Raw genomic sequence first — 19,793 nt, forward strand, 5'->3', positions numbered from 1 at the left:
CGGGTGTTTCGTACTCAACCGAAACACACAAAAACCTGTGGCAAGGGAGCACTTATTGATCGTTCCCACGCTCTGCGTGGGAATGCCGCCCGGGACGCTCCGCGTCCCTTCACGGCGTGACGCAGAGCGTCACAGGATGCATTCCCACGCGGAGCGTGGGAACGATCAGGGGGCATCTGGCCCACAAAAAAGGCGACTACCTCGCGGTAGTCGCCTTCTTTTTAACGGCGGTTAACGCTTATTCCGCCAGTTTGTAAGCGATCACATAGTCGCCCATTTTGGTGCCCAGCGAACCATGGCCGCCAACTACCAGCAGTACATACTGTTTGCCGTCCTTGCCGGTGTAGGTCATCGGCGTGGCCTGGCCGCCGGCCGGTAGGCGCGACTTCCACAGTTCCTTGCCGTTGTTGACGTCATAGGCGCGCAGGTACTGGTCCAGGGTGCCGCTGAGGAAGCCAACGCCGCCGGCAGTAACGATGGAACCGCCCATGCTTGGCACGCCGATCGGCAGGCCGATAGGGAGTGGCGAGCTGTCGCGGCTGGTGCCGTTCTTGCGCTTCCAGACCACTTTGTTGGTGGTCAGGTCGATGCCGGCTACGTAGCCCCAGGCCGGAGCCTGGCACGGTACGCCGAACGGCGACATGAGCGGGTGCATGGTCACTGCGTACGGTGCGCCGGTGTTGGGTTGGATGCCGGAGGTCTCGCTCTCGCGCTTGCTCCCGGCCGCCACTTCAGCCTGCGGGATCAGTTTCGAGACGAACGCCATGTAGTTCGGGCTGGTGAACAGCATCTGGCGAACCGGGTCGAGCGATACGCTGCCCCAGTTGAACACACCGACGTTACCCGGATAGATCAGGCTGCCCTGCAACGACGGCGGGGTGTACTGGCCTTCGTAGCGCAGTTGCTTGAACTGGATGCGGCAGAGCATCTGGTCGAACGGGCTGGCGCCCCACATGGCCTTCTCGGTCAGGTCCGGAGCGAGCAGGTTGAGGTCCGAGCGAGCCTGGGTCGGCGCGGTATGGTCGCCGGTGACGGCGCCTTGCGGTGCCGGCACTTCGCGAATTGGCACGATCGGTGTGCCGTTGCGACGGTCGAGCACATACAGGCTGCCCTGCTTGGTCGGTGCGATCAGCGCCGGCTTGACGCCGTCGGCGGTCTTCATGTCGAGCAGGGTCGGCTGGCTGCCGACGTCCATGTCCCACAGGTCGTGGTGGGTGAACTGGAAGTTCCAGCGCACCTTGCCGGTCGCCAGGTCCAGGGCCACGATGCCAGCGCTGAATTTCTCTGCGCCCGGCGTGCGGTCGGCACCCCATTGGTCAGGCATCTGGTTGCCCAGCGGCAGATAAACCATGCCCAGTTTCTCGTCGACGCTGGCCAGCGACCACATGTTCGGCGAGTTGCGGGTGTAGGTCTTGCCCGGCGCCAAAGGCTCGGTCGCCTCAGGGTTGCCGCTGTCCCAGTTCCAGACCAGGTGACCGTCGCGGATGTCGAAGGCGCGGATCACGCCGGACGGCTCGTTGGTCGACTCGTTGTCGGTGACGTGACCGCCCATGATCACCAGATCACGGCTGATCGCCGCCGGCGAGGTGGCGTAGTAGCCGCCGGGGGTGAACGGGCCGATACCTTGGGTCAGGTCAACCACACCGTGATCGCCGAAGCCTTCGCAGACTTTGCCGGTGTCGGCGTTCAGGGCGATCAGGCGAGCATCGGCGGTAGGCAGGTAGAGGCGACGCGGGCAGGCTTGCGCAACCGCTTTGCCAGCTTCGGAGATGACTGCGGCCGAAGCGTTGTCAGCCTTGGCGTAGGCGTTCTCGTCGTAGTAGGAAACGCCACGGCAGGTCATGTGGGCGAAGCCCTTGAAGCCCACCGGGCTCTTGATCTGCGGGTCGAAGCGCCAGAGTTCCTTGCCGGTGTCCGGGTCCAGCGCGAGCACCTTGCTGTGGGCGGTGCAGGCATAGAGCATGCCGTTGACTTTCAGCGGGGTGTTCTCGTTGGTCAGCTCCACCGGGTCATCGGCGGTCGGCAGATCGCCGGTGCGGATGCGCCAGGCTTCCTGCAGCTTGCCGACGTTGGCCGGGGTGATCTGCTTCAGCGGCGAGTAGCGGTCGCCGAATTCGGTGCGGCCATAGGCCTGCCACTCGCCTTCGGGCATTGCTGGCGCGGTGCTGGTCATGTCGGCAGTGTCGCGGCCCAGTTCGCCCATGATTTCACCCGGGTGGGTGAACTGGCTGGCAACCGCGGTGGCGCCGGCCAGGACCACGGCCACGCTTAGAGCAGCGGTGCCCAGCGGAGCGGCGCCATCACGCAGTAATGGACGGCGGAACCACGGCAACAGCAGGACTACGCCGAGAGCGAACCACAGCGACAGGCGCGGCACCAGTTGCCACCAGTCGAGACCGATTTCCCACAGCGCCCACACCGTACTGGCGAACAGCACCACGGCGTACAGGCCCAACGCTGCACGGCGGGCGGCCAGCAGCAAAATCCCGGTCAGCACCAGGCCGATCCCGGCCAGCAGGTAATACAGCGAGCCGCCGAGCATGCTCAGCTTGATCCCCCCGGCCAGCAAGGCCAGGCCCATTAGCAGAAGCACGATACCGAGCAGGCTCGGTAGCAGACGGCTTCGACTCAAAGCACCATCAGTGCTCATAGTGTGGTTCTCCGTGACGTTTTAAGTAGTCCCGCGCCTGTTCACTGTAGATGATGATCAGGCGCGGGCAGGTTTCAGTACAAACAGTTCAGTTGATGCATTCCCTGTGGGAGCAAGCTTGCTCCCACAGGTTTTGTGCCGTTGGTTAGAACGAGGACTGGATTTTTATCCCGCCGATCAGCGCGTCATCGACCTCATTCACCCCCCCCGGATGGCGGATGTATTGCAGGTTCGGGCGCACGGTCAGCCAGTTGGTCAGGTGCACGCCGTAATAGAGTTCGGCGCTGTATTCGGTGTCTTGCGGCGGCAGGTAGGACGGGTCGTTGTAGTCGAAGACCGCGTGCGCCTGGTTGATCGCCTCGGCGTTCTTGCGGAAGGCCGGGTTGACGTGAACCCGGGCCATGGCGAAGCCGATGTCGTCTTTGCTGCGTGCATCGAACAGGCCTTTGTAGACGACGCCGGCCTGAACATAGTTGTCGACGGCGTTGGTATTTTTGTCGTGCATTGTGCCGTTGGCAAACACACTCAAGCCCCGCGAGTTATCACTGGCGCGGCTGGTCAGTTGCTGCTGCACGCCCAGCCAGACACCGTGCTTGCTCGATGCGCTGCGGTAGGGCTGACCACTCAGGGCGGCGGGCTGGCCATTGCTGTCCTTGTAGACGTCGGTGGCCTTGGCGCTGCTGTAGTAGTAACCGGCGCGGTATTCGCCCGGCAGACCGTTGAGTTTTGGTGTCCACACCAGCTCCACCGGCAGCACCGTGCCTTGGGTGCCGCTGCCGCTGAGCTTGAAGCCGTTGTCGCGATCCAGGTTCGACGGGTTCTGCTCGTACGCACCAATCTGTGCGTAGAGCTCAGGCGTCAGGTGATATTTGACCCGCAGCGCCCATTGGCTGACCGGCCAGTTGTACCAGATGCCACCGGCCCAGTTGCCGACCTGAGAACCGCAGAACGCCAGGTTCTGGAAGTCGCAGGGGAAGCTGTTGAAGTCTTCGCCTTCGCCAAAACGGCCGGCCTTGATGTCGAGTTTCTGATCGAAGAATTTCTGCTGATACCACATCTGCGTCAGCCGGGTGGTCTGGCCACGGCCCCAGACTTCCTGGGCCGAGGTGAAACCGCCGACACGCGGATCGTTGACCCGGTCGTTGCTGATGTTGTTGCCGCTGCGTTCGGTGAGGGTCAGCTGAAATTCAGCGTCGTGCCAGCCGAGGATCTTTTGCAGGTCCAGGTGCGTGCCGAGGCCGAACTGGTCGCTGTAGCGCGCGGTGCGATCATGGTCGTAGCCGCCGTGCAGGTTGCTGCCCATCTCGCCGGTGTAGTCGAGCTTGAAGTCGTAGCCTTTTTCCGCGAGTTCGGTCCGTGTACCGTTCCAGTCGCCGAGCATCCACGGTGAGTCGCTATCGAATGCAGGGGCAGCTTGAGTGCAAGTGGCAAGGCCGAGGGCGCCGAGCCCACCGATCAGGCTTATGGCTTTTCGAGCAGCAATAGTGGGGCGGACAGCGCTGTCTCGCAAAGTCTGAATGTCAGGCATAGAGAAGGAATTCTTGGTCTTTTAGGGGAAGAGAGCTGAACGCTGCGAGGGGAAATCGGGCAGATGAAACGATTCAGCTTTTAGGCTTGCAAGGATAATGATCTGTAACAAAGAGAGAAAGGGATTTTCTTGACATGGATCATTTCGGATTTGGTAACAGTGTGCGGTCACCCCTGCCGCAGGCTACGATCTTTCAGAGTTCACCTACATTTAACGGATAGCGCACAGAGTCCTTCCACCGCAGGACACCCTCGGCTAAGGTGCGCGGCTTCCTCTACTTTCTTCGTTCAAAGGCCCGGCATGACCGAACAGAACACCAACCCGCTGCACGGCGTGACCCTCGAACAGATCCTAAACGCCCTGGTTGAACACTACGAATGGTCGGGGCTGGCCGAGCGCATCGACATTCGCTGCTTCAAGAGCGATCCGAGTATCAAGTCGAGCCTGACCTTTTTGCGCAAAACCCCGTGGGCCCGCGAGAAAGTCGAAAAACTCTACGTGAAGTTGATGCGCACCAAACGTCCGCTCTAAGGAATCGCAATGCCCGCCGAGCCGACTCGACTGTCGCCCGTCATGAGCCGTTTTACCCACTCGGCCGCCGTGCTGGGCTGGTTGGGATTGAGCATTCAGCTGTACCTGGTGTTTTACGGTCGCTGGAGTGTCAGCGCCAGCCAGCTGGGTGGGCTGGTGAGCTACTTCAGTTACTTTACGGTCCTGAGCAATACGCTGGTGGCGACGGTACTGACCTGTGCCGTGACGTCACGCGAGTCGAAGGGCCGTGCGTTCTTTTTGCAGCCGTGGGTCAGCAGCGGGATTGCCGTGAGCATTACCCTGGTCGGCCTGGCGTACAGCCTGCTGTTGCGGCATTTGTGGCATCCGCAGAGCTGGCAGTTCATCGCCGACGAGCTGCTGCATGACGTCATGCCGCTGCTGTTTCTGTTCTATTGGTGGCGGTGCGTGCCCAAGGGCACCTTGCGCCTTGGCCACATCGGTTTGTGGGCGATTTACCCGGTGCTGTATTTCGCTTTTACCTTGCTGCGCGGGCACTCGCTGGGGCTTTACCCGTATCCCTTTATTGATGTCGAAAAACTCGGTTATCCCCAGGTGTTCATCAATGCCAGCGGGATATTGCTGGGGTTTGTGCTGATTGCGCTGGTGGTGGTCGGGCTGGATCGCTGGCATCGACCGCGAGCGGCGTAGGAGCCAGGTCAAAAGATCGCAACCTGCGGCAGCTCCTACGGGTGTACGGGGGGCTATATGTAGGAGCTGCCGAAGGCTGCGATCTTTTGAACCCCTGTTACTCCTCGTCGCTGTCGTCCAGCTTCCAGTAGCCTACGGCTTTCACCTGATCCTGATTCAAGCCTTTCTCGTCCAGCAGCACGCGGCGGATCTGTCGTGAGACTTTGGACTCTGTCGCAATCCACGCATACAACTCGCCGCTAGGCATTGGCAGTTGTTGCACGGTGCTCAGCAGGTGGTTTTTACCGGCTTCGCGCAAGACCCAAATCACCTTGACCTCTGCCTGACTCTCGAGGATTTGCTGTTCGGCGCCGTTCTCGATTTCCAACACCACCAGCGCGCGACGGTTGGCCGCCAGGCCTTCGAGGCGGCGGGCGATGGCGGGCAGGGCCGTCTCGTCACCAATCAGCAGATAGCTGTCGAAGATGTCCGGCACGACCATCGAACCCCGTGGCCCGCCGATGTGCAGGAACTGGCCGGGTGTGGCCTGTGCAGCCCAGGTCGCAGCAGGGCCATCGCCGTGCAATACGAAGTCGATGTCCAGTTCCAGCGTGTCCAGATCGTAACGACGTGGCGTGTAGTCGCGCATCGCTGGCAGTGGCCCGTTGTCCTTGCCAGCGCCCAACACCAGGGTTTCCAGCGCTGCGTGCTCCGCGGCGTTTTGTGGGAAAAACAGTTTTACATGGTCGTCGGTTCCGAGGCTGACAAAGCCGGCCAGCTCCGGTCCACCTAGGGTGATCCGGCGCATGCGCGGGGTCAGGTCGACCACCCGCAGCACTTGCAGGCGGCGGCGTTTGAGCTCGTGGCTGACACGGTGAATGGTTTGCACAATGACTTCAGTCATTCGGCTTGCTCCTGAGCGGGTTGAACGACAGGGCCATCGACGATGGCTTTGGCGGTGTTATTGAGCAGGTCGCGCACCCGCAGGATTTCTTCCGGGCTCCAGCGGCCGTGGTGCATCTGCAAGGCATAACGCAGGTTGTGCACTGCTTCATGGATCTCGGCCGGCCGGTCATGGCCGCGCAATGAGCGCTTGCTGACTTCGATGCGCATACGCACGCCGTCCAGGGCAATCGCCTGTTCACTTAATGACAGACGTCCGGCGTCGGTGATGCTGTAGCGTTTTTTTCCGCCATCGGCGTCGCCCAGGATCATTTCGCTTTCTTCAAGAAAGGTCAGCGTCGGGTAGATCACACCAGGGCTGGGACAGTAGGCGCCGTCGAACATGCTTTCGATCTGGCGGATCAGGTCATAGCCGTGGCAGGGCTGCTCGGCGATCAGCGCCAGCAGCAGCAATTTCAGATCGCCAGGAGCGAATACCCGGGGGCCGCGTCCCCCGCGCTCGCGTCCGGGCCCTGGGCGTTTTTCGAAGCTGTCGCGACCTTCGCTATGCTCGCGATGGGAATGATGGTCTCTCATTTTTGCGTTCTCTCGTCGTGTTTAGATACAACTTAAGATATATCTTTACCGAAACGCAAGAACGCAGGACCAGCGGTCGAGCACAGGCGCGGGAGAAGGTCAGGGGCTTGTTTGTACAATTGTCGGACAATTCAATATCGAAAAAATGCGGGTTTTAATACAATCATGCCTTCGAAAATTAGTGTTAACTCTCTAATCGTTCGGTTCGAGCCTTTATTTGCTAGTTATGGAGCGTTGGAATGACGAGCCGTACATCAGCGAGTGTTCTGTATTGTTTTTTTTACTTTTCTGTCTGTAGTCTGGCTCTTACGGTTAATAACAGTTTTTATTGATATGTCGGGTTTTGTCACTCTTTATCTGCGGCGCCCTGGCTACAGGTTCGCCGGAACTTGCCTGCTTACTTTCCATAGGAATTACTCGATCATTTGCTGGCGTTGAAAGTTAAGACAAAACGCTATCACTCTGCGTGATTGGCCTTCGGTTTGTTTTAACGTTCGATGATCCAATCCTTATTAAAAAGACAGGTATCGAGTGATGTTCAAAAAATTCGTAATTGCGGCTCCTTTGGCTATTCTGGCGCTGGGTTCTTCCGTCGTGTTTGCAGCGGGCGAAGCCAATCATTCCATCAGTCTGGTGGCCCACGTTCCGACCAATGGCTTTTACGTCGTTCCAGTCGATCCGGATCTGGTGAACAAGGATCAGGACATGAGCCACAACCCGGCGACAGGCTCCATGCGCCAGGTAAACGGCTTTTTCGACGTGCGTAACAACAACGGCTCGGTTCACGCCAGCGTGCAAGGCACACCGAAACTCATCTCCGGTTCCGACACCATTGACCTGAAAGTAGAGCTCAACAACAAAGAACTCGGCAACACCCCACAAATGGTCGTGGGCGAGGCAGAGTCGGACGTGAACTATCGCGCCCCTCTGCGTATTAGTGCAAAAGGCACGACCTTTGCTCCAGGCGATTACACCGGTGAAGTCACCATGTTGTTTGACGCTGTTCCGCCTGTCGCTCTTTGAATAAAAAGAATGACAGTAAACGCTTACTTGCCTAAGTAACGTAACCGGTTGGCAAACACTATTGTTTGCCGGCCGGGCTTTAACCTATCTGTAATCAGAGTGCTCGTTCATGTTCCCGATGACGCCCATCGCGGCTGCGCTTGCGTTGCTGTTTTGTAGCAGTGCATTTGCAGCGCCCGCTCCTGTTGGTCATACACCGAGAAGTCTATTGGCCCAAGCCAAAGGGTTGCCGGCGGAGTTCGAGGAACACTTCTTCGACGTGCCATTGGCGGTTCGGGTTGAGCTCGACCAGCAACCGCTTGGTGAGGCCATGATTGTGTTATCTCGCGATGACCGCATTACCTTGCTCGATTTTACCGATACCAGCGTCAGCAACTTCAGTGCGAGTGAGCGTGAAACCTGGGCCGATTACCTCAAGCCTGGCGTGACACTGGGGGCTTGTGCCGGTACGTGCCCGGAACAAATGCTGGCGATCCACTACAACCTCGAAAATTCATTGGTGTCGATCGTCACTGAACATGCCGAACGCGACACTGAAACCAAGCGTTTTTACGATCAGCCGGAAGGCGGCAGCAGTGGCCTGATGGTACGCAATCAGCTCAACCTCAACGGTGGGCAGGATCAGGATCTGGGCGGCCGCTTTGGTCTGGAAGCCAGTGGCAGCCTGGGCAACTGGAGCCAGACCCTCAACCTGCAGCTGGCTCGTCTCGGGGGGCCGGAGGACAAGCTTTATCACTCGGTATATGAGCTCTACACCCAACGTGAATTGCAGGGCAGCTTTGTTCGCCTGGGCTATTTCACCCCCAATTCCGAAGGGCTGACTCGCCAACCGCGTACGTTTGGTACCAGCCCCGACACGGCCGTCGGCGTCATGTACGGCAGCTCCGACAGTCTGGCCATCAACAGTCCGATGCCCAGCGTTTACCCGATTTATGTCACGGCCAATCGCCAGGGTTCGGTGGAGATCTATCGCGACGGTCTGTTAATCAATACCCAGTCGGTGCCCGCCGGTTTACAGACCCTCGACACCCGACCGCTGCCGGGCGGGATCTACGAAGTGGAAGTGCGCCTGATCGAAGACGGCCAGATCACTTCCACCACCCAGGAGCTGGTCTACAAGCCCAACAACTGGCGCAACCTCGACGAGCGCTGGCGCTACAACCTGTTCGCTGGTGAAGAAAAAAAGCTGCTGAGCAACTGGAATCAACAGTCCAGCGGCAGTCCCACGGCGGGCGCCTCGATCAATTACCTGATGCATCCGCGGGTGATTCTCGGGCTATCGGCGCGGCAGATTCGTGAAAAACTGCAATACGGCAGTTCCATCGACTGGACCCTGGCCAATCATCTGAGCCTGTATGCCAACGTTTACCAGACGCAGGATCATGGCACGGGTCTCGATCTGCAAAGCCTCTATAACTATGGCTCCGGTAGCCTGGTAATCAGTCACAACCGCAGCTGGCTGGATACCACCGAACTCTACGAAACCCTGCCGGACGGTACTCGGGTGCGGCAACGCAATGTATTCGTCGGTGAGACCAGCAACTCATCGCTTGCGCTCAACCATCGGCTCAGCAGCAAAAGTTCGGTCAATGCCCGGGTGTCGCACAGCGAGGGCAACGTCGAAGGCGTCGGCCTGGATCTGGGCTGGACCCAGCGCACTGTGCTGTTGGGCAGCGATGCCAATTGGCGGCTGTCGTTGTTCGACCGGCCCGGCAGCTTCAGTAGCGGTGATGCGCGCAATCGCGGTGTTGACTTGAGTATCAATCTGGCACTGGGCACGCCCGGCCAGCAGCTCACCGGCAGCATCGGCTCGCGCACGGCCCGCGATGGCAGTCGCGACAACAATGCCTCGCTCGGCTGGCGAAAGGATTTGAAAGACCATGCGCTGCAAAGTGTTTCGGTGACTGCGCTCACCGACACCTACGGCGTGGGCATGTCCAGCCTGGCGAACTTTCGCACCGATGCCGTCAATGGCGATGGGTTTATCCAGCGTTCGTCCTATAACGGCAACTTCACCGGTGGCCTGAACCTGGACAGCACCCTGGTCGTTGGCGGGGAGCAAATGGTGCTGACCAGTCAGCATGAGATGCGCGGCGCGGGACTGATCGTCGACGTGGAATCGGACATCGATGACATCGTCCTGCGCGCCGACGATTACAGCGGCGGCAGCGCAGCGTTGAGGCCGGGGCGCAACTTTATCCCGATCACGGCATACCAGAACAGTTCGGTGAGCTTCGACTTCGAGGGCAACCATGCACCGGCAGCGGCCATCGAGCCGTCACGCTCACGCTATCACCTGAACAAGGGCGGTGTGGAATACCGCAAGGTGCGGGTGATGAAAACCCTGACCGTGCTCGGTCGGCTGGTCGATGCGCAAGGACAGCCGCTCAAGGGGCATCACGTGATCAACCATGCCAGTCGCGGGGTGACGGAAGTCGATGGTTTCTTCTCGATGGAAATGAATGCCGGTTCACCGACGCTGGAAGTGCGCCAGGGCAATGAGTTGCTGTGCCAGTTCCGCCTAGATGCAAGCCGACATCGCAGTGAAAACAACGTGTTGATGATTGGTGATCTGCGCTGTACGCCGGACACCCTGGCTGATGTCACCTCCACCGAACAGAAGGCGGGCTGAACCTATGAAAAAACAGGCATCTTTTCTGGGGTTGCTGATGGTCATGGCGATGCCAACGGCGGAGGCGGTAAATCGGGAGATCAGGGCGTTATTCCAGCCGGATCCTTCTCAGCCGAACAAAAACGTATTTATCAACAAAACGGCGAACAGTGGTTATTGCGCGAACTATCCGGGCGAATGTGCCGAAAACACGATGTTCAGTATCCAGTTGCCGGTGCGTTTCGACTCCTCCCGCGCCATCGTGCCCGGCGAAGGTATCCCGTTGAAGGTACCCGCCAACTGGCGACAACTGACGGTGACTAACGCGCAGACACAGGAAACGGAGACCGTTGAAGTGCGCATCACCGGTATCGGTTCGAATTTTACTCTGAGCGACACGGCTGCCAACCTGGTGGGGGTGAGCGACATCCGTGAGGGCCATCAAAAACTCTGGACCAGCAGCAGTTGGGTTTATGCGCCTGCGCCCTGTCAGTACAGCGGCGTCGGGGCATACAGCCCTGCCAGCTACCGTTTTTTCTGGAAAGCACCTGTAGAGGCATCCTGCGTCAAGGTAGCGGCTTACTCCATTCCGTCCATGTACTTCAATACCCTCGATTTTGCCTATGAGCTGCGTACCCCCAACCCGTTGGGCATGTCTTCCGGCCTTTATACCGGTTCAATGGCCTACACCCTTGGACCTGGCGCCGATTTCGATCTGGGGCCACTGATGCAACCGGACGACGGCAACCTGACCCTGGATTTCGTGCTGGACGTACAGCACACCCTCAAAGTGGAGATTCCACCCGGGGGCAATCGAGTCATATTGGAGCCGCAAGGCGGGTGGCAGAGGTGGCTGGAGCAAGGGCGCAAGCCTGTGCGTCTTCATCGCGATCAACTATTCAATATTTCCGCTTCGTCCAGGTTCGCGATGAAGCTCGACTGTGAGGTGGATCTGGAGACAGGGTGCGGGATACGTGACCGCGAGTCGGGTTATGGAGGGATGGTAAATGTCAGTGTCAGTCTGCCTCACGGATTGACCGACAGCAGCGGGCAACCGGTCAGGCGAATGCCGTTGAGTCGCTCTGTTACCCCTGCGTTTCAGCCCGGCATCTATGTCGATCGCAAGCCGGGGACGTTGCATTTTGAGATGGGTGAAAGGGAAACCAGCTGGTTGATCAACAACTCCAAGAACAGACCCTATAAAGGCAACATCACCGTGATCTGGGATTCCGAAGTCTGACCTTCGGGTCGGTCATCTTTTATTTTTTATGAGGTTGAGGGCGATGAAGCGTCTGTTATGGGTGTGTGTGCTGTTTGTGTGTTCATTGACGGTACAGGCTGGGCCGCAGATCAATGTCGGCACCGTGTACGACTATCTGGATGGTGACAAAAGTACTTACCTGAAACGAATCTTCAATAGCGGGGACAGCACGGCCTTCGTCAAGGTCAACGTGCTGGAAATCGTCTACGACACCGACGGCACCCCGAAGGAAATACCGGTCACGACGTCCGCTGGTGGGGCCTCGCGTAATGGCTTGATGGCCAGCCCGGCGCGGCTGATCGTTCCGGCGCAGGGGATGCAGGGCACCCGTCTGTTGTACATGGGCGAGCGTGACCGCGAGCGCTACTTTCGTGTGCGGTTCGTGCCAGTGGTGCCGGAAAAGGAAGATGAGTTCGCGGTGTCCGGCGAAGAACGCGAGGACTACAAAAAGAACCTGTCGGCGGGGGTCAACGTGATGACCGGGTTCGGTACCGTGTTCTTCGTTCGGCCCAAAGACGCTCGATTTGAAAGCGTTGTCAGCGAAACCGACAAGCGCTACGAATTGCGCAACAACGGCAACACGGTGGTCATCATCGATGAATTCAAAAGCTGCTCATTGAGTAATGAGAGTGAGTGTGGCGCGACCACCAAACACCACGTCATGGCGGGCAAGACCTATGCCTTCGACAAGGAAAAGGGACGTGAATACCGGTTCACCCTGATCGAAGGCGACAGCAAGAAAAACCTGAAGATCGTCAGCCGCTAGGCCGGCTTTCCATTGACGCAACGGGTATCGAACATGATCAAGCAATGCGCCGCCGTCACGCTGACGGCAATCACCGTACTGATGGGCTCGTCGACATGGGCTGCCCGGGAGGAGCACACCTTCGAGGTGTCAGTGACTATCCCGACGCTCGCGTTTTACGTGATCCCCGCTGAAGCGGACTGGATCCAGCGGCCACAGCGACTGAACTGGAACCTCTCGAATTCGACCTTGAGCAGCGTGCGCAAGCACTTTGATGTGCGCCATGACAGCAGCGCGATTGAAGCGCGCCTGGAGGAGGCACCGTTCCTGTCCAACGGCAGGCCCAGCGACGATATCGCGCTGCGGGTCAGTTTCAACGGAGTGGAGTTGAGTCCGGACATTGCTCCGCGACAAGTGGTGTCGGCGGCCGACGCAATGACGGGCTCGCGGGTGTTGCTGCAGATCGACCCGGTGAAACCTGAGGGAGGTTACAAGCCGGGGGACTACAGCGGCAACGTGTTGATGCTGTTCAGTGCCAAGGCACCGGGGGAGTGAGTTCTGCAAATAACGGGAGTGATGATCTGCGGTGTACGCCGGAAACCCTGAGCGACGTAATATCCACCGATTAGAAACAGGTTAAAGCATGAAAAAATCCAAGGGTTGGCTGGGGTTGTTAGTGGCGTTGAGCATGCCTTCGGCAGAGGCGGTGAACCGGGAAATCAGGGCGTTGTTCCAGCCGGATCCTTCTCAACCCAACAGAAATGTATTTCTCAACAAAACGCCGAACAGTGGTTATTGCGCGAACTTTCCGGGTCAATGCACCGAAAACAATATCTTCAGTATTGAGTTGCCGGTTCGTTTCAGTTCAAGTCGCGCCATCGTACCCGGCGAAGGTATCCCGTTGAAGGTACCGGCCAATTGGCGGCAGCTGACCGTGACCAATAGGGAAACCCAGGAAACGGAGACGGTTGATGTGCGCATCACTGGCATTGGCTCCAACTTCGTCCTGAGTGATTCAGCTGCCAATCTGACTGGAGCACCGAACGCACGCGAAGGCCATGATAAGCTCTGGACCAACAACGGTTGGGTCTATGCAGCGGAGCCCTGTCGTTATAGCGGTGTTGGGGCCTATGGTACCCATTCCTACCGTTTTTTCTGGAAATCGCCAGTGGAGGCGCCCTGTGTCAAGGTGGCCGCTTTCAGAATTCCGTCCATCTCCTTTGAAACACTCGATTTTGCCTATGAACTACGCACGCCTAATCCTTTAGGCATGTCGAGTGGGCTCTACACCGGTGCCATTTCCTACACGATGGGCCCCGGCGCCGATTTCGATCTGGGCCCCTTGCTGCATCCGGACGACAGCAGTCTGGTCCTGGATTTCGTCCTCGACGTTCAGCACACTCTGAAGGTGGAGATTCCGCCCGGAGGCAACAAAGTCCTGCTGGAACCTCAAGGCGGGTGGCAGAGGTGGCTGGAGCAAGGGCGCAAGCCTGTGCGTCTTCATCGCGATCAACTATTCAATATTTCCGCTTCGTCCAGGTTCGCGATGAAGCTCGACTGTGAGGTGGATCTGGAGACAGGGTGCGGGATACGTGACCGCGAGTCGGATTATGGAGGGATGGTAAATGTCAGTGTCAGTCTGCCTCACGGATTGACCGACCGCAGCGGGCAACCGGTCAGGCGAATGCCGTTGAGTCGCTCTGTTACCCCTGCGTTTCAGCCCGGCATCTATGTCGATCGGAAGCCGGGGACGTTACATTTCGAGATGGGTGAGAGGGAAACCAGTTGGTTGATCAATAACACCCAGAACAGACCCTATGAGGGCAACATTACCGTGATCTGGGATTCCCAAGTGTGAACGCTTCGGTCAGGAAGTGGGCTGGGCGTGGTGCCGGTCAGTCAGCCCTGGAAGGGGCTGGCTGATGTCACGCTGAGTCAACCGAGGATCAAAGCCCGGCTCTGGCCAACGCTTCGCGGGTCAGTTTTCTGGACAGGTCGTTGCGCGCATAACCGATGTCTTCCAACAGTCCGTCGTAACGTGCCTGGCTCATTGCTTCACCGCTGAAAACGTCAGCCTGGGGAATCCCCAGTTGATCCGCCAGGTTTTCCATCCTTCGGGCGAGCTGGTGCGGTCGCGTTTGAGCGTTGGAGCTGGCCCATTCAGCCTGCGCCTCGCGCAAATCATCGAGTAGCCCCGGTTTTGCCTCGAAGAGACGATCATTGATTTCGTATTGCGTCGGATGAGTTCTGCGCAAATGGCGCTCCCAAAAGGGATCGGAAAATAAATCGATCATCCCGTTGACCAGTCCGTCACCTTTCTCACGATCAATGATCGCATCGTAGGCCGCGTTGATTTTGGTTTCGTCCACCCCGGAGCGCAGCTGATAGCGCATGCCCTCGGACCGCCAAGGCAGTTCCAGACGCCCGGACAGTCCCGTCTCGAACGCGAGGTGTACTTCAACGTCATCCGGCGCAAGGTTGCGCGGGTTGATCAGGTGTTGCTGTTCCTGTCTGCCGATCTCTTCTCTGGCCGCGTCGCCCACCTTGCTCAGACGGGCAGCACTGCGGGCCAGTCTTGCGAGTTCGTTGTCCAGAGCCTTGGCCGATGTCGGCTTTGCGTAGGCTTGGGATACCAGCACTTTCATCCCCATGGAGTTGAACAGCTGTACGCCGCCATCCTCGCAGCTTTTCGGATCCAGAACCTGCTTGAACAGTTCTTCGCGCAGTTCTGAATCAAGCGCTACGGCGTCGATCATTTCCCAGACCCGCTTGGTCAGTTGCCTGCGAGACCTGTCGAATTGGTAATCCGCGCTCTCCCTTTGCTTGCGAATGATGCTGAAAAAACCGTCGGAGCGAGGTTCCGCCATCACGTCTTGCCAGGATTCCTCCCGGTACTTGGTGAAAGACACCGAGGGGCTGAAACCGACAGACTCTTCGGGAAACGATTGCCAATTGGCGATCTCGTTCCTGACCGCCGGCGAATAGGCCTGCTGTCGGAAAAAGCCCACGGACTGGCGGTAGTTGCCGTAACGGGTCCGGTCGGCATCGGAAAGCTTCGCCGTATCGAAACGCGCGCGGCTGAGCACGAATGCCTGATCGGAACCTGGAGTGACCTTGGGCAGGGCATTGATCGGCGACTGTCGCATATCCAGCATAAAACCTCGTGGACGATTTTTATTTACAGCACCGACCTTGAACAGACCCTCAGGCCAGGTCTGGATACCGGTATTTGCCAGGCTCAACTCATTCAATCGGTACATGCGACCGACATCCGGGGGCTGCCTCAGTGGATTGCCGTTCAGGTTGAGCGTTTGCAGGCGGGTGAGGCCACTCAACTGCTCGGCGGAATCGGGTGTCAAACTGATCCTGTTGTCCACCAGATCCAGGGTTTCGAGATGACGCATCTGGCCGATAGTGGATGGCACTCCGGTCAGCCCGCATTGACGGGCGCTCAAATGACGAAGGTTGGTGAAGTCGTTCAACAGTCCTGTGTCGTCGGGAGAAAAACGAGCGTTGTCCAGACTTAGCACGGTCACTTGATCGAGGTATTTTTTGATATTGGCTTGCTCGCGCAGATCCGCCCACCAACGATCGAGGTTCGGGCCCGTGAACTCGGTGGACAAGTTCAGCGTATAACCGCCTTCTGGATGGCTACTGCGTTCACCGAATACCTTGCTTTTGCGTTCGAAGCATTCAAGAAGTCGTTCCCGAATGTGTCTTCCGCCCTTAGACCTGAAGTCGGAATAATCTTTTCCGGGGCCTGAGTCGACAGAAACGTAGCCCAACACTTTATTTTCCCATTCAGCCAATGTATTCCTCAGCTCATCGACTTCATCCCTGAGCTGGTCAATGGCCTGGTCGGGATCACCCTTGGCACGCAAGGCCTCAACGAAGGTTCTTGCCTCCTGTTCGCTCAAATTGGGATACAGGTTTTTGACCCTGTCTTCCGGAGTCTTTGGGGTTTTGGAGAGCGCCGGGCCGCGCACCAGGTTGACGGTTTCAATGTCGGCCACACGGCGAATGGGCGGTTCTGCCAGCAATGTCCGGCGCTCGGCAGCCGGCTCGGATTTTTCCATGACCCACAGTTTGAGCAGGCGACCCTGGCCCCGTCGGTATCCCAATGCGGTGCGTTTGTCGTCAGGCAGGGCGCGCAGGAGCGATTCGTAGAAGTCGCCGGCTTCGTGAAGTTTCTTGTTGGCTCCGTCGAGCACCTCGTACTTGCCATGCTCATCTCTGATCAGCCGCCTGACCGTCGAGGCGTCATCCGGGCCGACGCTGCAGCGCAGTGTGCCGTCATAGGTGCCGTCAAATACCTCGATGCGCAAGTCGCCGAAGCCATCGGTATTGAACTTGAGCGTATTCAGTGCCAGCCGCTCGGTATCCGGTACCACCAGTTCGTCCCGATAAAAGCCGTCGTAGGCTCTAGCGGTTCCGGCTTCGAAGTTCAATTCGCGGGCCTGGGTTTTGAGGCGTAGCGGCAGGCGATTTTCATCGACCATTATCGTGCGCTCGGCTGCCTTGGCGTTAGTCAGGACGGTTTCGGCGAGGGGCAGCGGCATGTCCGGGAAGGGTTGCCTCAGCAGGCGGACCTCCGCCTTGCTTGACCTTTCGCCTGCCTGGTACAGGCGTTTCGATATCTCGCCCTTACGTCCGTCGACGGCATCCGCCAGTTGGTCGCGCAATGCCTTGAGGCGCCCAGCGCTAGGTACATCGCGGCCGAGCAAAGCCTTGATCTCGGTCTCATTCAAAAAGCCCAGGACACGTTCCGGCAGTTGGCCGGAAGTGAGATCGGCGAGACTCATGCTCAACGTATTGGCTTCCGTTGCATTGGCATTACCGTACTGGCGCGAGTTCCCTGTCAGATCCGCATTTTCAAACACCTTCAGCGCCCGTTCGGAAGGCCATCCTGGCAAGCTTGTCATCATCGGTTCAAACCAGACGGATGAGGGCTCGATCGGTCGTCCTCGACGAATATTCGCACTCGCTATCCGGGTTTCGTCATACGCGCTGAAGCGCTTGATGGTGTCAGCCAGCACCGGTGGCGGCGGAGCGTTCTCGACATGCATCCGGCGCAGCACGTTGTCGTCAGTGCCGCTGCTGATGCGGATCTGCTCCAGTTCAGTGGGCGAAAAGCGATCGACGCTGTGGCCGAGACGACGCATCAAGGTTTCACCTTCCCAGTTGACCGGATTCTCCGCCTCGTGCACCCAGGCGCCATGGCCGTTGTGTTCCACCTTGGGCGAGTAGGCACCAGGACGAGTGGGGTGCTTGATACGGTGCGTTTTGGAGATCGGCTCCTTTGAGGATTTCTCGACGAAGTAGAGCTTGCCGTCCAGCGGCAGGATTTGCTGGTCGGCGTGTTGATGCAGGCCGTGCTTGTCGGGTTTCGAATCGGCCGACAGGCTGAGATTTTTCTGTTCGTAAGGTTCGAGGTCGGGATGCCACAGTGTTTGTTTGCCATCGGGCAGCCTGACGGGTTTCATGCCCTCGACCAGCGGCGACAGTTTGAGCTTGAACGCGCTGCCTATTTCGGCACCCGCTCCAAACGCTGCCAGTTGAATGACGTCTGTTACTACGCTGATCACATGCTCGGCCGCTTCAAGACCGAGGCCTTCAGCCAGATCGACGATCCCCTCGATGACGTCGTAGGACAGCTGATAAACGGTGTAGGCCATCATGAGTTCGCCCAATCCCGGCACGAACGGTGTGGCGATCAACAGGGCGACGTTGAAGATGTCCGAGACGATTTTCTTGAAGTTATCCCACCAGGCCCAGCGCGCCTTGCTGTCCGTGTCGGCGGTGGATACGGCGATTTCCCGTGCGTCGTTAAGGATCTTGTTGAGCTTTTGCTGGTAGGCGTGTGTCCAGTAATCCCTTTGTATTGGCAGGTGCTGGAATTGCAGGTGAGGGCGAGACACAGGGTCCTCACGCCATGTTGGACTTTGGTCCGTCAAATCCGTTTTCTCATGCCATCTGACGGTCAGGAGACGTCGGTCGAGATCTGCGAAAAAATGCCCGCGCTGCTGTTGATCGACGAACTGGCTGAAAAACTGTCGATAACTCCGCTGCGATGCTGTGCCGATCTTGTCTTCGCGCAGTTGGCGCGACAGCTCATTCATGAAGGCGTCCGGCGATTCATATTCCTTGAGCGGGTGATCCGGGTCATGGGGGACATACGCAATGAGCCGTCGAAGGCCTCTGCTGTCCCGCACGGCAGGAATCAACAGGACGATGCCGGTCAGACGCGTCTCCATCATGGACAGGTCGCAGCACAGCATTTGTCTGCCATTGAGCAGCAGTCGAGGTTCGTCCTTTGCCAGATCCAGCATCAGCTTGTAGGCGTCGTACTGGATATCTCCGGTCATCAACGCCAACTGCGCGGCGACGGTGAGTGCGTCTTTCTGGCTCTCGCTTACCTTGAGCTTCATTACCGCTTCGGCTACGGGCTCACCGGGAAGCAGAAAGCTCTCGAGGTGCGCTTTATAAAGCGCGCCAATATCCAGTTCCCGGCACAGCGCCTGGAACTGGCTGATGGTCATTTTCTGTTTGATCGGCAGGACATCGAAGTGCCCGCGTTTGTCGGGCTGGGTGATGAATTGCGAGTCGGCGCCGACCGTTTCGGTCTTGGCGAAGTTGTGCAGCGCCGCATCCAGCAGGGAGACGGTTCGGGTCGTGACACCGACTGAGACGTTGATCGTGTACCAGGGCAAATTCGCGGGAAGGTACAGGCGCAGGTACGTTGTTTTGACGTCATCCGCGATGCCGTATTTTTCCTTGAGCTTTTCCTGGAGCAGGGGAGCGGCAAACGAATGGATGTCCTGCAGTTTTTCGAACAGTTTGTCGACCTGGTTCTGAGAGCCCCAGGCTTTGAGGTTGGCGGCTTTCAGCTGGTCATGATGGGCGGCGGGCGCCGTGGTGTACCACGGCTCCATTTTCAGCGCGGTGGCCGTCAGTGCCTTGCCTCTGCCAACGGTGGCGGTTTTGAAATTTTCGCTGAGGGTGTTCTTGATGAACGCGTAGTGCCGGCCTTTATGGGTATTTTGGGCAGGCGTGGGAGAGCCAGACATGCTAATCATCCTTGATCGTTTTAAGAATGATCAGCCTATCGGTCGGGGCTCAAAACAAAAGTCTGAATATCGGTGCTCAAACGGCGCTTCTTGCCGGTAAAACGGTGAATATTCGAATCTGAAAAATAACTAAATACCACCTGCTAGGGTCTGTTGACGTTTGGTGACGAACCGCGTTGCGATGCCAACGTGTGCGAGGCAAGGCGCGGGATGCCGCCAATGGTTGTTCCCTTGGCAAATCCTGCAACGC

13 protein-coding genes are annotated in these 19,793 nt (G+C 58.2%); 8 read left to right on the forward strand and 5 right to left on the reverse strand.

The features are described from left to right. Nucleotides 1–238: 238 nt before the first annotated feature. Nucleotides 239–2,650 (reverse strand): glucose/quinate/shikimate family membrane-bound PQQ-dependent dehydrogenase, encoded by a 2,412-nt coding sequence (locus FPT12_RS06540; RefSeq protein ID WP_145015158.1) that lies wholly within the window; start codon nucleotides 2,648–2,650, stop codon nucleotides 239–241. A gap of 145 nt (nucleotides 2,651–2,795) precedes the next feature. Beyond that, nucleotides 2,796–4,178 carry a carbohydrate porin gene (locus tag FPT12_RS06545; protein WP_145015159.1) on the reverse strand — a complete coding sequence of 461 codons (1,383 nt, stop codon included), beginning with the start codon at nucleotides 4,176–4,178 and terminating at the stop codon, nucleotides 2,796–2,798. Between the two features lie 300 nt (nucleotides 4,179–4,478). Here FPT12_RS06545 and FPT12_RS06550 point away from each other — a divergent pair, with 300 nt between their 5' ends. Both FPT12_RS06550 and FPT12_RS06555 read left to right on the forward strand, forming a co-directional pair. Then, complete coding sequence (locus FPT12_RS06550) at nucleotides 4,479–4,709, forward strand: VF530 family DNA-binding protein (protein ID WP_123425128.1); 231 nt, start codon at nucleotides 4,479–4,481, stop codon at nucleotides 4,707–4,709. A 9-nt stretch (nucleotides 4,710–4,718) separates the two neighbouring features. Beyond that, a complete protein-coding gene (locus FPT12_RS06555; protein WP_145015160.1) occupies nucleotides 4,719–5,378 on the forward strand; it encodes a Pr6Pr family membrane protein in 660 nt (219 codons plus the stop codon). A gap of 97 nt (nucleotides 5,379–5,475) precedes the next feature. Here FPT12_RS06555 and FPT12_RS06560 read toward each other — a convergent pair whose 3' ends face one another. Further along, a complete protein-coding gene (locus FPT12_RS06560; RefSeq protein ID WP_145015161.1) occupies nucleotides 5,476–6,261 on the reverse strand; it encodes a siderophore-interacting protein in 786 nt (261 codons plus the stop codon). After that, nucleotides 6,258–6,836: a PadR family transcriptional regulator gene (locus tag FPT12_RS06565; RefSeq protein ID WP_145015162.1), complete on the reverse strand. Its 579-nt coding sequence runs from the start codon at nucleotides 6,834–6,836 to the stop codon at nucleotides 6,258–6,260. Before FPT12_RS06565 ends, FPT12_RS06560 begins: the two co-directional genes overlap by 4 nt. A gap of 534 nt (nucleotides 6,837–7,370) precedes the next feature. Between FPT12_RS06565 and FPT12_RS06570 the strand changes: the two genes are divergently transcribed. The 6 genes from FPT12_RS06570 (at nucleotide 7,371) to FPT12_RS06595 (ending at nucleotide 14,334) form a co-directional block, all read left to right on the forward strand. Further along, nucleotides 7,371–7,859: a CS1 type fimbrial major subunit gene (locus tag FPT12_RS06570; RefSeq protein WP_145015218.1), complete on the forward strand. Its 489-nt coding sequence runs from the start codon at nucleotides 7,371–7,373 to the stop codon at nucleotides 7,857–7,859. 109 nt (nucleotides 7,860–7,968) lie between these two features. Beyond that, nucleotides 7,969–10,491: a CS1-pili formation C-terminal domain-containing protein gene (locus FPT12_RS06575; RefSeq protein WP_145015163.1), complete on the forward strand. Its 2,523-nt coding sequence runs from the start codon at nucleotides 7,969–7,971 to the stop codon at nucleotides 10,489–10,491. A gap of 4 nt (nucleotides 10,492–10,495) precedes the next feature. Further along, complete coding sequence (locus FPT12_RS06580; protein ID WP_145015164.1) at nucleotides 10,496–11,710, forward strand: hypothetical protein; 1,215 nt, start codon at nucleotides 10,496–10,498, stop codon at nucleotides 11,708–11,710. A 43-nt stretch (nucleotides 11,711–11,753) separates the two neighbouring features. After that, on the forward strand, nucleotides 11,754–12,497 hold the full coding sequence (locus FPT12_RS06585) for a molecular chaperone (protein WP_145015165.1): 744 nt from the start codon (nucleotides 11,754–11,756) through the stop codon (nucleotides 12,495–12,497). 33 nt (nucleotides 12,498–12,530) lie between these two features. Beyond that, nucleotides 12,531–13,031, forward strand: a complete 501-nt coding sequence (locus FPT12_RS06590) for a CS1 type fimbrial major subunit (RefSeq protein WP_145015166.1) — start codon at nucleotides 12,531–12,533, stop codon at nucleotides 13,029–13,031. A gap of 88 nt (nucleotides 13,032–13,119) precedes the next feature. Beyond that, nucleotides 13,120–14,334, forward strand: a complete 1,215-nt coding sequence (locus FPT12_RS06595) for a hypothetical protein (RefSeq protein WP_145015167.1) — start codon at nucleotides 13,120–13,122, stop codon at nucleotides 14,332–14,334. Nucleotides 14,335–14,422: 88 nt separating this feature from the next. On the opposite strand, the gene FPT12_RS06600 is transcribed toward FPT12_RS06595, so the two are convergent. Further along, on the reverse strand, nucleotides 14,423–19,552 hold the full coding sequence (locus tag FPT12_RS06600) for a dermonecrotic toxin domain-containing protein (RefSeq protein ID WP_371922504.1): 5,130 nt from the start codon (nucleotides 19,550–19,552) through the stop codon (nucleotides 14,423–14,425). Between the last annotated feature and the right edge of the window lie 241 nt (nucleotides 19,553–19,793).

Source organism: Pseudomonas sp. H3(2019) (assembly GCF_007713465.1).
Classification (GTDB): Bacteria; Pseudomonadota; Gammaproteobacteria; order Pseudomonadales; family Pseudomonadaceae; genus Aquipseudomonas.